The sequence below is a fragment of the Bacillus sp. REN3 genome (assembly GCF_017912555.1).
Lineage (GTDB): Bacteria > Bacillota > Bacilli > Bacillales > Cytobacillaceae > Mesobacillus.
Genome location: NZ_JAERSD010000013.1, coordinates 21,403 through 35,419, shown reverse-complemented (window position 1 = coordinate 35,419; position 14,017 = coordinate 21,403). Strand labels below are relative to the sequence as shown.

Genomic DNA, 14,017 nt, shown 5'->3' with positions numbered 1-14,017 from the left:
CGGATTTTTTATCCAATGATGACTCTTTCTTTTGGAAGGTTGATGCTATCTCTATAAGCGTTTTTGCTTAGTAAAAATAAGAATGAAACAACCCCTACCCGCCCGATGAACATCAAAGTAATGATGACCATTTTTCCAAAGGTGGATAGTTCGGGTGTTATGCCCATTGATAAGCCTGTTGTACCGAACGCCGATGCCACTTCAAACATAATCGCCAGCAAAGGCTGGTTTTCTGTCAGCATCAGAAGGAGGACAGAGAGAAAACATATCAGGACTGCCATAATCGAAACAACCAATGACTTAATGATGTCATCTTGATGAACCTCCCTTTTGAATACCCTGACAGTCCTTCTTCCTCGTGCAAAATGATAAAGGAACAAGAGATTCAAAGCGAACGTAGTTGTACGGATCCCTCCTCCCACGGAGCTCGGCGAAGCACCGATGAACATCAAGGCACACAGGATAAGCAGCGTTGGATCCGAAAAGTTATTTACATCCATGGTCGATAACCCTGCACTCCTCGAGGTCGCTGATTGGAAAAACGAATAAAAGAATGCTTCATGCCATGATTTATCGGCAAAAAACCGATTGTATTCAAAACTGAATATCGCAATAGTCCCTAAAACAAGCAACCCAAAAAAAGTGATAGTGGTAATCTTGGTAAAGAGCGAAAACGTGTAGGGAACTTTTTTATTCCTCCTCAATAAAAATCCCTTCAATTCAATCAGTACCGGAAAACCAATTGCTCCTAGTGTCAAAAGCAGGATATTCATGAGCTGGACAAAATAATCTTGTGTAAATGGCCTAAGGGAAGCGCCAGTTATATCCAACCCGGCATTTGTCGTAGCACTTACCGACGCGAACATTCCGTGGAGGAATGCTTCTTCCCAGGTTGGGTAGTATCTCAAGAAATAACTCCCTAAAATCAATGCACCGATTGCCTCAATCAGGATGACAAGGTAGAGGATTTCCTTTAACAATTTAACCAATCCTGACATATGTGTCTGGTTTTGATCCGTCATGATCAGCCTTCGTTCTCTTAGGCCGATTTTTTTCCGGAGGATCAGCCAGAAAAACGTTCCAAGCGTCATGACCCCGATTCCGCCAACTTGCAGGACAAGCATCAGGATGAAAATGCCGGGAACGGTCAACGTTTCGCTGATGTTCACCGTAGTCAGACCCGTCACGCTAACGGCACTTGCAGCGGTAAACAGCGCGTCCATAAATGTCCACTTCGCACCCGGCTGGATCGCGATTGGCAAGCTGAGCAATATCATCGATACAACGACAGCGATTAAATAGTAGGTAATAATGATCTGCGCAGGAGACAATTTGTTTAAATTTTTTCTTACATTCATCCTCATAATGCTTTTTCCTTTCGGCCAATTTCATATACATACCATGATAATGAATACCAAATGAATTATAAAGTATTTTCATTAGAGTATCCATATTATTTCCTTTATCTATTTAAGAACAATAACCAGATCAAAAAAACATTTCCATTCATGAACATTGGCAAAAAGCTAAAACTATCCTTACAGAGTTCTCTCTGTAAAACAAAAAAGGAGTTGTTAATGATGGCAAGGAGTTCAAATAAATTACTTGTTCCAGGAGTTGAACAATTCATGGAACAGGTCAAATACGAAATCGCTCAAGAATTTGGTGTAACCCTTGGATCAGATACAGTGTCAAGAGCAAATGGCTCAGTTGGAGGGGAAATCACAAAAAGGCTGGTCCAGCAAGCACAAGCTCAACTTTCCGGCCAAAACCGGGAATAAAAACTGGATAACTGAATGGAAAAAAGTCCGGAATTACTCCGGACTTTCATTTTTCACTTTTTAGGGCCTTTCCCATTGTCCTTTTTTTCTTGTCCTGGTACTGCATCCCTGTTATCCTGGTGCTGTTTGCCCTTATCTTGTTTAGGCCGCTGCATGAACTGAGGCTGTCCACCCTTGCCTTCCTTATTTTCATGGACCTGGCGATTGCTATTTTCCTTACCTTGCCCGTTTTGCCTGTTTTCATTTCTGTTCCCTTTTAACCCGTGGTCTTTGTTCTGGTTCTGGTTTGCCGGAGGTTTTTGAGGAACAACTTTATTCACCTGCGGTTTTTCTTTCGCAGGTTTCTTCAATTGGCCTTTTGGTTCTTCCCTGGCAGGTTTGCCATGCTCCTGCTTTGCAGTTGTCTCTTTGTCTTGCTTCTTTTCATCCTTTTGTCCCGATGGCTTCTCCTGCTTTTTCGTCTCGCTCATTTTTTCTTTATACTGCCCAGTAGTCAACCCTTGTTCCTTGGCTTTTTTGCGTTCTTCTGCTGTACCGTGCATTACCTTAAGCTCAAGGCGGTCATTTACACTTTCTTTCCTGATTTCCGAAACTTTTTCTTCCAGTTTTTTGTCTGCTTTTACTTGCTTTTCTCCAGCAGGAACTGTAGTCAGGACAATTTCTTTTTTCACATCCAGGTAGCCCTCTTCTTCAATTTCTTCCAAAACCATATCTGCTACCACAGCTGCATCTTTCTTTTCCCAATTGGAAATCCTGGCTGCAATCTTTTTGCCGTCCTGATTATAGCCCTTGATGCTCAAGACTTTTATGTCTTCATTGACTCCCAATTCAATACTTGGATTCACATCGATCGTCATGTAAGCATATACCTCTCCATCCTGATAAACAGGCAGGAAAGCTGCCAGCAAAAGCAGGACAGCAGCCGACAGGGCAACCGTTTTAGCCTTGAAGCTATCCAATATAGTGAAAATGGAATTCTTTCTTTGAATGGATGCGCTTTCCGGAAAAAAATTAATTTCCTCTCCGAGCCGATAATCCTCCTGGACTTTCCGTGCTCTTAAAAACTCGCCTTCAGGGGTCAACAATGTAAGGTACCCATCATTGATTTCCATGATAATCCCTTTTTTCATGACTCTATCACCCCTTTAATATAATCCTTTAAATAGATATAATCACCGGTCAAGATAAGTGCAATTGCAATGATATACTTCCTATTTCTCTCGATTGTTTTTCTGCTGACATCAACCATTCCTTCCAGCTGCTTGATTGGAAGGCGTCTTTTTTCGAGCAGCAGCTGTTTAAGCTCTTCGTTTTCCACCATCGCCTTCGCGATCAGCATTGCATTCTTCCTTGCATCCGCATGCTTGGGCGACTGTTCAAGCAAATCCTCGAAGGAAAGCTCAAAGTCTTTCAGGACGGCCTTGAACTGTAGGATTTCTTCGCGTCTTAGTTCTTGTTCTGTTTTTTTCTTGAAGTCATCCAGGGAAATCTCATCCTCGATTGATGATCGCTGTGTCTCCTCTTCATTAGGATCTGACGCAATATGGAAACTGATGGTTTGGTTCCTGCTTTGCTGCCGGATATAGTCGATAACCCGGCGCTTGATCATGACTTCGGCAAAGCTTAACAGGGAATTGCCTTTTTCAGATGAATACTTCTGGATTGCCTCATTAAACGCTATAAGACCAATGCTAAACTCATCGTCAGATTCATGTATATATCTTTTGCAGACAGTCGAAACGGTCTTGGCTATGAATGGTTTATAAGAATCAATCAATTCTTCCTGTAAAGCAGAATCCCCCATATGGATTCTTTCTACTGTTTCTTCAAGTGATTTTCGCCGTTTTTTTGCCATGAACAATAAACTTAGCACTGGCCTCACCTCTTTTCTCCCCACATTATATCACAAAGTGTCAACTGCACCTTTTTGTGGTTAGGCAGTGAAAAGATAGCCTTCCCGGCTATCTTTCCAGTCTATTGTTCAATTCGATTCAATTTTTACCGTTGCCCTTGCCTTCGTTCCCTGCTTTATTCGGCTTATTTTCCAGTTTCTTTGCAGCTTTTTCTTGCTTTACTTGCTGCTTGACTTCTTTCTTTTGTTGCTTAGCTTCCTGCTTGGCAGCTTTACGCTCCTGCTTAGCAACATTGCGTTCCCGCTTTACTTGGGCCTGTTCAGCTTTTTTCTGTTGTTTCACAGCCTTTCCAGGGACAACTGCAGGCACTGCAGACTGATCATCATCAGCTGGCATTGTTTTTTCTGTTTGCTCCTCAACTGGTTCTTCTGCTGAGTCAGCTGGCTGCAGGTCAGGCTCTACCACAAGCGGATCTGTTTCAGTTAGTTCTTCCTTATCAGTATCTTCCGCTTCTGCTTGCTTTTTAGCGAATTTCGCTTCAAGCTTGGCAAGTCTCTCCGCTGTTTTTGCATGGGATTTTTCAATATTTCTTTGAAGAGCTGCCTTCGCTACTGGATTTTTCACTTTCTCCATCGCTGCAGTCAAGGATATGATATTTTGTGCCAATACCTTTTCAATTTCTTCGAATGGATCTTTTTCTCCATCCTCTTCCGTTACCTCTTCCTCATCTGCTGGTTCTTCTCCGGTATCGGAATCCTTATCTTCTGGATCATCAGTTTGGACATCATCCTCTGAACCTTCCTCATCTTCAGCTCCATCGTCTGGTGTCGTTCCTTCTTCTTGTTCTGTTCCGTCCTTATCAGTGTCCTCATCATCGAAAGTTTCTTCATCGACGATATCCTGTGAATTTTCCATATATTCGATTGCTTCTTTAATGACTTCTAGCGCCTCTTCTTCTTTTCCTTCAGCAAAAAGCTCCCCGGCTTCTGCTAATCTTTCCTTAGCGTATTCAGCTAGCAATTCTGCTTCTTTAGCTTTGTCAAATGTAAACGCGAGCTTGATTTTTTCAAGCGCGACTTTGGCAAAGTAGAAGAAATCTCCAGGGATCAGTGATGGATTGGTTTCTTCCAGGTCTTCCACCTGTGACTTTGCATCCTCGATTGCATCTTCGCTTACGGAATTATACTCATTCGATTTCAGGTCTACCGTTTCGATGTCTGTTTTGTTCTCTTCTGCTAATGCGATTGGAGAAAATGCAAACGAACCTGCTAGGACTAATGCTAATGTGCTTTTGGCGATTTTTTTCATTTCTTGGCTGGAAAGTTTCTTCATAATTGTTCACCTCATGGATTATTGGAAGCGGCCGCTTTTTCATTAAAGGGTTACGTTTGCACAAAGTTGTTTTAAGGGGTTGAAATGAATAAAAAGAAAAAACCCAAGCAAAACAAGCTGAAAGTCCTATATAGGGATTGTGCCAACCTACAGCTTCCTCACGTGAAATAAAGCTTGGCAAAGCCATCAAAATCAGGTTATACTTCCTCCTCTACTCAACTCTGCTGAAAAAGACCTTCCATCATTTAAAATCGCTAAAAAAGCCCCCTGATAATTGGGAGCCACTGAAAGAGTCCTTGAACTTAATACACTTTTCCTCACAAAAAGCGAAGTAGGATTTTCCGGATGATATAGCCTGACAGCAAACCAGGAATGACGAAAAGCATCGGCAAAAAAACCGGACCAGGAAATAAACCGAGGATTTTAACGATTGGAGAATACATGAGGCCTAATGTAACGAAATAAGCCGAGAAAGCAAAAGGCAAAAAGCTCAATTTTTCTGTGTCCGGCATGGCACTACGGTATGCGTCCCACATTACGAACATATACAGGCAGGGATAAAACATGAGCCATTGGTAGTCGATTACCTCCATTGCCCTCTTCGTTTCTCCAAGGAAGCTGTACATGATGGCTTTATTGAAACTGCCCATGACATTCACGAGTATTTCAAGTCCTACAAAAAACACCCCTTTTATAAGATTGCCTGTCAGAAGCTGTGCAAACCCAGGAAGGGCAATGCTCCACATGATTGCTTCGACTTTGGTTAATTCTCTGTTATTGGCCACTTCGAGATTCATTCCCTTGGTTTTCATATTAAATAACGGGCTACGGTTTTAGAGTGTCCAAACAAAGTGCTATATTATCAATTTTTCCATTAATTTGTCAATTTTATATTGTTTCTGGCCAAGAGAAGCCCAACATCGCACAACAATTGACTCAGGCCTAAGGCCTATTTGGTTGGAGCAAACAATTTCCAAAATGCTTATTTTCCCAAAAAAAAGAGAGGCTTTCCAAATGTTTAACTTTTTGGGACCTCTTTCTCTTTGTCTTGCAGAGCAACACGTTGATTTGCATTTCATGCACTTCGCTTTTTAGGAGGCATGCTGGAAAAAGCCATGGCCTCCCTTTGGGCATTAGTATAGAGGATCATTTATTTTTTCTCAGCAATTCAATATAGTTTTTTGCGAAACCTAGCCAGTTCCTGTTTTTATTGAAGTAACTTTTGAACAAATTCAGGAATAACGGATATTTCCCATTATATGGATACCACTGGATTTCGGAATTCATAAATCCCCTGTCCTCCATGACCGCCTTTTCATGGCAAAAAATCCGAAGGCCCGCCTCTCCATGGTATCTTCCCAATCCGCTTTCCTTTGTACCGCCAAAAGGCAATCCGTGGTTCGCGACTGTTATCAGGACATCATTAATGACAACTGCTCCCGATACGAGCTTCGAAGCAACCCGGCGGGCTTTTTCTTTATCGTCCGTCCAGACACTTGCATTGAGCCCGAACGCAGTGCCATTCGCATAGGAAACGGCTTCTTCTTCATTATCAAATGGCACAATCGGCAGCAGCGGACCGAAGGTTTCCTCCTGGATGATTTTCATATCCTGGTCCACGTTCGTCACAATAGTCGGCGGAAGGTACATTCCTTCCTCCCACTCTTCAGGAACTGTTCCCGTTTCAAGCCGCGCTCCACGCGCCAAGGCTTCATCCAGCTGTTTCCGGACAATTTCCTTTTGGTCCGGAAAAGTCATTGAGCCGATATCCGCATCTACATCTTTCCCCTTGGTAAGAGAATTTACCTCTTCCTTCAGCAAAAGAAGGAAGCGATCATACGCAGATCGCTCCACATAAAGACGTTCTGCACTCATACACACCTGCCCGCTGTTCGTGAATGCCCCCCATACAGCCCCCTTCGCGGCTCTTTCAAGGTTCGCATCTGCAAAAACAATCATTGGGTCTTTTCCCCCAAGCTCGAGGGTTGTCGGGATCAAATCCATGGCAGCCTGCTGCTGGATGATCTTACCGGTCCTTACCGAACCAGTGAAGAAGATATAATCAGGCTTTCCAGACGTGAACGCTGCCCCGACTTCTTTCCCGCCATGAGCAACCTGGACAGTCCCTTGCGGAAAACCGGCACGTTGAAACAAATCTTCGATACATTTTCCGACGAGAGGGGTAACCTCCGATGGTTTAAGTATGACCGAATTTCCCGCCGCTAGAGCACTGATCATTGGCACCATCGCCAGTTGGAGTGGATAGTTCCATGGGGAGATGACGAGCACCACTCCCCTCGGCATGTATTCCACATATGATTTCTTTCCGAACAGGAGAAGGGGCGTTTTCGCTTTTTGCCGGCCAAGCACTTTGGCAGCATGCCTTGTGATATGATCAATTGCATCCAGCGTAGGCATGATGTCCGCAACGATTGATTCGGTAAGTACTTTTCCTGTATCCTCCGAGATTATGTTTGAGATCGACTCCATTTCATCGACCATCAATTGCTTAAGCCTTTTGAAATAGACCAAGCGTTCCGGGATGGACAGCCGGCTCCAGTACAAGAACGCCTTCCTTCCCCGCTCGTAATAAGCAGGCACATCATTTACAGGAGTCTCCTCAATCTCACCAATCACCTTTCCGGACGCGGGGTCAAGAACTTTCAATTTCTGTACCTTTTCCACTGAATGCACGTTCATTCACCTGCCGTTATAAAATTTTTATCTGATACTGTGGTTTATGTTTGTTCTCTTTATAGAACGATACCATAGCGGAAATCCCATCCTTGAAATCCGGACATTGGATGCCCGATCCTTTCAAATCATCCTGCGCATGGGACGAATCAAAATAGCCCTTCCAGGTGAAGTAATCAAGGGCTTCTTTTTCGACGCCAAGATATCTTCTAACCGCCCCCATACTCAAACCGGCCTTTGCCAGGGCAAGCGGCACCGATCCCTTTGGCTGCCTCTGGATCAACTCTGACATCATCATTTCATAGAGCTCTGAAACCTTATAAGGTTTCGGATCTGTCAGATGATATGTCTTCCCCTCGCCTTTATCTTCGAACGCCAAATAAGCGGTGGCTTCAATAATATAATCGACAGGAACAAGATTGACAACTGTTTCAACATTACCGAGGCGTGGAAGGAAGGGCATGAAGTTCAACCGGTCAATGAAGTTCATGATGAAATAAGGACCGTCGAATTTGATGGTTTCCCCTGTCCTCGAATGGCCTTTGACGATTCCTGGCCGGATGATTGTCACTGGCACTTCGGCTTTTAACGAATCAACCAGTACCTCCGCTTCGTATTTGGTTTCCTCATAAAAATTCTTGAATCCTGGAGGATTGATCAATTCATCCTCATAAAGCATGCCTTCTCGCTTTCCCGCCACATATGCCGTGCTGAAATAAGTGTAGCGCTGGAGGTTTTCCAATGATTTCACCCATTCATTCACATTCCTTGTCCCATTCACATTCACTCGGAAAGCAATTTCCTTTGGAACAGCAAGATCGTATATAGCTGCAAGATGGAAAATATGCGTGACGGATTCCCTGAGCATATCGGCTTTTTCCCTGCTCATTGCTAGTCCGGGGACTGTGATATCCCCTTCAATGATCTCGAAGCGTGTCCCTTCCATCGAAAAATCGTCCATGATCGCTTTCTTTTCAGCTTTTGCTTTTTCAGCCATCGAAGGAAGAACCAGGACGAAGACTTTCCCCTTCCCGCTATTCCTCCGCAGTACTTCCCTGATCAGCTGGTTGCTGATAAAGCCCGGAAAACCGGTAAAAAAATATCCTCGCTCCATACTTTTCCTCCTTTTCAGTCATTAACTATATTCTACCGATAAGCATTCATCACATCAAATATTTTGCTGACTATTCTGAAAATGGTTCAAAAAAGTGCCCGGTCCTCTCCGCTTTTCGCAAGCGAATGGGGCACAGGCACTTCATGGAAATTACCTTTTTCTGCGAAGGTCCCTTCTTGGAGGGAATCCCTCTTCTTCCTTAACGATTTGTAGCAACTCCTCAAGCATTCGAGCCATTTCTTGCTTTGTATATTTCCCTTGTTGCGAGCTAACCGGCTTATCTTCCAAGCCATGCCCATTACCAGTGCCTGGATCCTCCTTCAGCAAATAACCAGGAACCAAATGGCCGTCAGGAGTAGCATACATTTTGTTCATCCGCCTTGTATCCTTATCAATGAAGCTGTAAATCACAGGAATGACATAAAGGGTCAAGAAGGTACTGCTGATCAATCCGCCGATCACAGTGATTCCCATAGGTTGATTGATTTCCGTTCCTTCCCCGATGCCAAGAGCGAGCGGCACCAAGCCAAGGATTGTTGTCAGTGCCGTCATCAAGATGGGGCGTGCCCTATCCTTGACTGCAATGACAATCGCTTCGTGTGGGTTTGACCCTGCCTGCTTTTTCTGGTTGATGTAATCAACGATGACAATCGCATTATTGACAACAATTCCAGCCAGGACGATGACACCGATGATCGCCGTCAAGCCAACAGGCGTATTAGTTGCCGTCAATGCGATGGAAACGCCGATGACGAACAGTGGCACTGAGAACATAATAACGAATGGATACTTCAGTGACTCAAATTGGGCTGCCATCACCAAATAGATGAAGAGGATCGCCAGGACGAATGCGAGTGTCAAATCATCCATCGCCGATTCAAGAAGTTCCCTGTCACCACTGAAAATAACATCCGTTTCTTCGGGTAACCCAAGGTCAGCAATTTCCTTATCCACCTTTTTTGAAATCGCACCAAGGTTCGTGGAGGATTTGTACTTCAGTGTGAATTCAACTGCATCCTGCTGGTTGATTCTCTGGATGCTCACAGGTCCGCTTCCTGTTTCAATCTTCGTCACATCCCCAAGAGCAACATAGTTCCCATCTGGTTTCTTGATTTGCAGCTGTTTGAGTTCATCAAGATTCTGGGTGATGGAACGGTCATATTCAACGAAAACACCAAAAATATCCCCGTCTTCACCTGGCATTTGCGTAGCCATATTCCCCCTTGTCACATCGTTGACAATCATTGCGATTTGCGCGGGGGCAAGCCCCTGTGCGCGTGCCTTTTCGCGATCCACTGTTAACTGGACCTCATCCACCTTTTCCATCCGGCTTGTTGAAAGCTCATTGACATCATCTAATTCCTTGAGTGCCTCATAAATCTTCGTGACCGACTTATCGAGGCGCCTTTCACTTGTATCCCGGACACTGAATGTAAGCGTATTTGGAGCTGATCCCGTGGTCGATTGCATATTAAAAGAAAGCTCAGCGGTATCATTTGCTTTCTTCGCACCCTGCTCCAGTTCCTGCTTTTTGTCATCGACAAATTCAAAGGTGCTTCGTTCACGCTTTTCAAGATCATCCATCTTCACATACAATTCACCGACATTTGCCTTCGTTGTTCCCCTGAAAGAAGCTTCCTGGGTCGTGCCGACAAGACTTACATATACATCAACATCCTCTTCTTCCTTCAGCTCATCTTCAAGGATAGAGAGGACCTTTTCCGTTTCAGTCAGTGCCGCGCCGTTTTCGAGCTCGACCCTGACGCTGAAAAATCCTTCATCTGTCGCAGGCAGGAACTGGGTACCAACCGTTGTCAGCCCATATCCGCCTCCGGCAAGGAGGAGCAACGTGATCAACAGGACAATGAATCGATGCCTTAAAGACCACCTAACCGACCTTTCAAGAGCTTTCATCGATTTTGAACGCTGCCTTCTTGCTTCAAGATTCTTTTTCGGAGCTTTCAGCATCCGGCTTGCAAGCATAGGCACGACCGTTAGGGCGACAATCAATGAGGCAAGGAGGCTGAACGAAATGGTCATCGCGAATTCGGTAAACAGCTCGCCGATAATGCCTGAGATGAAAACAACCGGCAAAAATACAGCAACTGTTGTCAACGTTGAAGCGGTGATTGCGGCACCGACTTCCTTTGCTCCATCCATCGCAGCGGTCTTTGCATCTTTCCCCATCGACAGGTGCCGGTAAATGTTTTCAATGACAACAATCGAGTTATCCACGAGCATCCCGATCCCAAGAGCCAGGCCGCCAAGTGTCATGATATTAAGGGTGAAATCAGAAAAGAACATCAATACAAAAGTAAAAATGACAGAGTACGGTATGGCAATCCCAATGATGAGAGGACTCTTGAAGTTACTCAGGAAAAAGAAAAGTACTGCCATCGCCAGGAGGCCGCCGACAATCAACGCATTGGAGATATTGCCGATCGCCATTTTGATATAGTCACCCTGATCGAACAGGATTTCTGACTTTATCCCTTCGTATTTCTCTCTCTCGAGCAATTCATCGAGCTCTTTCAGGAAAGCCTTCGAGACATCAGCTGTATTCGCGTCGGATTGCTGCAAAACGCTTAAGAGGACCGAAGGAGACTGATTCGTCCGCGTGATTGTGCGATCATCCTGTTTCTTCACTTCGACATTGCTGACATCATCCAGCGTGACCTTTTGCTTTGTCACAGGATTCGTGAATACGGTCAGGTTCTTTAATGTATCCAGCGAATCGATCGAACTGATGATCCTTGTCGTCAATTCTTTTCCATCAGTGAGGATTGTATCGCCTGGCATGGACACATCATTCGCCCTGATCAAATCAACGATATCAGACTGACTTAATTTATAGGTCTTCAGCTTGTCCTGATCCAGCTCAACACGCACTTCCTTCACTGATGTTCCTGAGAGATTCACACTCGCGACGCCATCAACCTTTGTCAGTTCGAGTTCAAGTTCTTCAGCCAGTTCTCTAAGCACATCCTCATCCTTTTCAGAACTCAACGACAGTTGGATGATTGGAAATTGCGATGGATCGAATTTCAGGAATCTCGGTTTTTCCGCATCATCAGGAAGCTGGGCCATATCAAGTCTTTGGATCACTTCGTCCTGGATATCATCTATATCGGTTGTCCATGAGAACTGCATCAAAATCAGGTTGGATCCTTCCTGTGAGGTGGAGGTCATCGTCTTGATGCCTGGCAGCGTGGCCAGGTTCATCTCGAGGGGTTTCGTTACCTTTTCCACTACCTCTTCCGGGCTTGCTCCCTGATAATTCGTCACCACTACGCCAACAGGCGGATTGATTTCCGGAATCAGCTTCAACGGAATCTTCAATAAGGAAACGACACCAAGGATAAGGATCAGAAACATCGTCACCATCGTGAAAACCGGACGTCTGATCGAGAAATTGCTGACTTTCATATATAAGCTCCTTTCGGGTACAAAACAAACCTGACTGACCGACAGTCGAAAAAAGAATTCTACTCTAAATATTAGGGACAGCCTGTCGATTATGCAACCATTCGATATGCATTTCCGACAGCAAAACCGCTCCGGCGAAAAACCGTCCTATCCATTTTAAATCAATATCTGTTTTATGGGAACTTCAATGTATTGAGATTTCATGTTTTTTAGCTTTATCAGCATGTCTGCCGATTTTAAAGAATAAGGGGATGTTTTTGTTTTTTCAGCCATTTTAACAAAAAGGAACATTCATTTTATCTCATCCTGACTATTTTTCCCTTCAGTTATCAATAAAAGTAAGAGAAAAGCGGCAGCCTAGGCCGCCGCTTTTCTCTCAATCCGTGATAATGTCATCCCTGTAAAGCCTGCCGTGAGTGTCAGTATAGGAGACAGAAGACAGAAGAACGCGAAAGGAAGGTATTCAAGCGTATCCACTCCAAGGACTCCTGCCAGGAAAACACCGCACACACTCCAAGGCACAAGCGGATTGATCACTGTACCTGCATCCTCCAGCACTCTTGAAAGGTTCTTAGGCTTGAGACCTGCGATTTTGAACTTTTCCGCAAAAGTATTTCCCGTCAGCAGGATCGATAGGTATTGTTCACCGATCAGGATATTGATCCCGATAGCCGAAGCTGCCGCTGAACTAATCAGGACTGGCACCTTTTCAAGACTGTCACTCACCCCACGGAGCAATGCCGGCAGGATTCCGAGTTTGAACAGCAGGCCGCCCATGCTAAGGGCCAGCAGAACAAGCGAAACAGAGAACAACATGCTCTCAATCCCACCCCTTGAAAGGAGCGAATCCAGTTGTTCGTTTCCACTTTGCGAACGGTACCCGGAAAATAACATACCAGGCAGGGATCCCCATTCTGATTTTTCCGTTATGACCATGCTGATCGCCATCCCGGACACCGTCCCTATACTAAGTGTAAGGATGGATGAGATCTTTTTGAAGGCAAGAAGGGCAATCAGGAAAAAGGGAATCAAAGAATACCAATGAACCAAATTCATATCCTGCAAGACTGCCTGTAATTCATCCAGCCTGTCGAAGTCCGCTGAACCGATTTTAGGTGATAGGCCTGCAAACAAAGTCAATGAAATGAAGAATGCCGGTACAGTCGTCCAAGACATATTCTTGATGTGTTCGAACAAATCTGCCTGCACAGTAGTAGACGCAAGGACAGTTGTATCCGAGAGAGGCGACATCTTGTCGCCAAGAAAAGCTCCTGAGACCACTGCACCAGCTGTTATCGCCAGGGACAAACCGAGAGCTTCCGCAACTGCCATGAAAGCGACACCGATGACAGCAGCCGTTGTCAGGGAACTCCCAATACTTAGCCCGACAACTGAAGTCACTATGAATACAATCGCATAGAACCATTTTCCGGTTACAAGCTCAAACGCCAGGTAAATCAAGGTTGGGATTGTCCCTGCTGCCATCCAGCTACTGACAAGCATACCGATGAAGAAAAATATCATCACAGCTCCAAGGCCTGCTTTAGCCCCGTCAATCATACCCTTTTCCAGTTCCGACATTTCCACTCTCTTGATTAGTCCATACACGAGAAGCGCTGTTACTCCCAATACAACAGGAATGTGGGGAACCAGCTCAAGCTTGATCATCCCATAGCTGATTCCTGATATCAGCAGCAGGACGACCACTAGCGCTTCGGATGATTTTATCGAAATTACAGGCTCATGGTTGAACATGCGGTTACCCTCCCCAATGGAAATAAATACAAAAAAGCTCCTATTCGTCTAGGGACGAAGGA

The 14,017-nt window shown here is 44.7% G+C and carries 10 protein-coding genes; 1 reads left to right on the top strand and 9 read right to left on the bottom strand.

Annotated elements, in window-relative coordinates:
• Positions 1 to 8 precede the first annotated feature (8 nt).
• The gene (locus JJQ88_RS12655; protein ID WP_210366274.1) at positions 9 to 1,364 is read right to left on the bottom strand and encodes a TrkH family potassium uptake protein; all 1,356 of its coding nucleotides are present in this window, start codon (positions 1,362 to 1,364) and stop codon (positions 9 to 11) included.
• Positions 1,365 to 1,580: 216 nt separating this feature from the next.
• Between JJQ88_RS12655 and JJQ88_RS12650 the strand changes: the two genes are divergently transcribed.
• Positions 1,581 to 1,781 carry an alpha/beta-type small acid-soluble spore protein gene (locus JJQ88_RS12650; RefSeq protein ID WP_210366434.1) on the top strand — a complete coding sequence of 67 codons (201 nt, stop codon included), beginning with the start codon at positions 1,581 to 1,583 and terminating at the stop codon, positions 1,779 to 1,781.
• Positions 1,782 to 1,834: 53 nt separating this feature from the next.
• On the opposite strand, the gene JJQ88_RS12645 is transcribed toward JJQ88_RS12650, so the two are convergent.
• The 8 genes from JJQ88_RS12645 to nhaC form a co-directional block, all read right to left on the bottom strand.
• Entirely contained in the window at positions 1,835 to 2,911 is a 1,077-nt protein-coding gene (locus tag JJQ88_RS12645; protein WP_210366273.1) for an anti-sigma factor domain-containing protein, read from the bottom strand.
• Positions 2,908 to 3,663 (bottom strand): RNA polymerase sigma factor SigI, encoded by a 756-nt coding sequence (gene sigI, locus JJQ88_RS12640; protein WP_210366271.1) that lies wholly within the window; start codon positions 3,661 to 3,663, stop codon positions 2,908 to 2,910. Before sigI ends, JJQ88_RS12645 begins: the two co-directional genes overlap by 4 nt.
• Before the next feature lie 109 nt (positions 3,664 to 3,772).
• Positions 3,773 to 4,966 carry a DUF5667 domain-containing protein gene (locus JJQ88_RS12635; protein WP_210366269.1) on the bottom strand — a complete coding sequence of 398 codons (1,194 nt, stop codon included), beginning with the start codon at positions 4,964 to 4,966 and terminating at the stop codon, positions 3,773 to 3,775.
• A gap of 317 nt (positions 4,967 to 5,283) precedes the next feature.
• The gene (locus tag JJQ88_RS12630) at positions 5,284 to 5,763 is read right to left on the bottom strand and encodes a hypothetical protein (protein WP_210366267.1); all 480 of its coding nucleotides are present in this window, start codon (positions 5,761 to 5,763) and stop codon (positions 5,284 to 5,286) included.
• A 349-nt stretch (positions 5,764 to 6,112) separates the two neighbouring features.
• Positions 6,113 to 7,660, bottom strand: coding sequence for an aldehyde dehydrogenase family protein (locus JJQ88_RS12625; RefSeq protein WP_349237133.1), 1,548 nt, complete (start codon positions 7,658 to 7,660; stop codon positions 6,113 to 6,115).
• 16 nt (positions 7,661 to 7,676) lie between these two features.
• Positions 7,677 to 8,774, bottom strand: coding sequence for an SDR family oxidoreductase (locus tag JJQ88_RS12620; RefSeq protein WP_210366262.1), 1,098 nt, complete (start codon positions 8,772 to 8,774; stop codon positions 7,677 to 7,679).
• 150 nt (positions 8,775 to 8,924) lie between these two features.
• Positions 8,925 to 12,200 (bottom strand): efflux RND transporter permease subunit, encoded by a 3,276-nt coding sequence (locus JJQ88_RS12615; protein ID WP_210366261.1) that lies wholly within the window; start codon positions 12,198 to 12,200, stop codon positions 8,925 to 8,927.
• Positions 12,201 to 12,557: 357 nt separating this feature from the next.
• Positions 12,558 to 13,955: a Na+/H+ antiporter NhaC gene (gene nhaC, locus JJQ88_RS12610; protein ID WP_210366260.1), complete on the bottom strand. Its 1,398-nt coding sequence runs from the start codon at positions 13,953 to 13,955 to the stop codon at positions 12,558 to 12,560.
• Between the last annotated feature and the right edge of the window lie 62 nt (positions 13,956 to 14,017).

Excerpts from the sequence above, each read along its gene's own strand:
- JJQ88_RS12655 (WP_210366274.1), bottom strand. The coding sequence starts at position 1,364 with ATGAGGATGAATGTAAGAAAAAATTTAAACAAATTGTCTCCTGCGCAG.
- JJQ88_RS12615 (WP_210366261.1), bottom strand. The coding sequence starts at position 12,200 with ATGAAAGTCAGCAATTTCTCGATCAGACGTCCGGTTTTCACGATGGTG.
- nhaC (WP_210366260.1), bottom strand. The coding sequence starts at position 13,955 with ATGTTCAACCATGAGCCTGTAATTTCGATAAAATCATCCGAAGCGCTA.
- JJQ88_RS12635 (WP_210366269.1), bottom strand. The coding sequence starts at position 4,966 with ATGAAGAAACTTTCCAGCCAAGAAATGAAAAAAATCGCCAAAAGCACA.
- JJQ88_RS12645 (WP_210366273.1), bottom strand. The coding sequence starts at position 2,911 with ATGAAAAAAGGGATTATCATGGAAATCAATGATGGGTACCTTACATTG.
- JJQ88_RS12650 (WP_210366434.1), top strand. The coding sequence starts at position 1,581 with ATGGCAAGGAGTTCAAATAAATTACTTGTTCCAGGAGTTGAACAATTC.
- JJQ88_RS12630 (WP_210366267.1), bottom strand. The coding sequence starts at position 5,763 with ATGAATCTCGAAGTGGCCAATAACAGAGAATTAACCAAAGTCGAAGCA.
- JJQ88_RS12620 (WP_210366262.1), bottom strand. The coding sequence starts at position 8,774 with ATGGAGCGAGGATATTTTTTTACCGGTTTTCCGGGCTTTATCAGCAAC.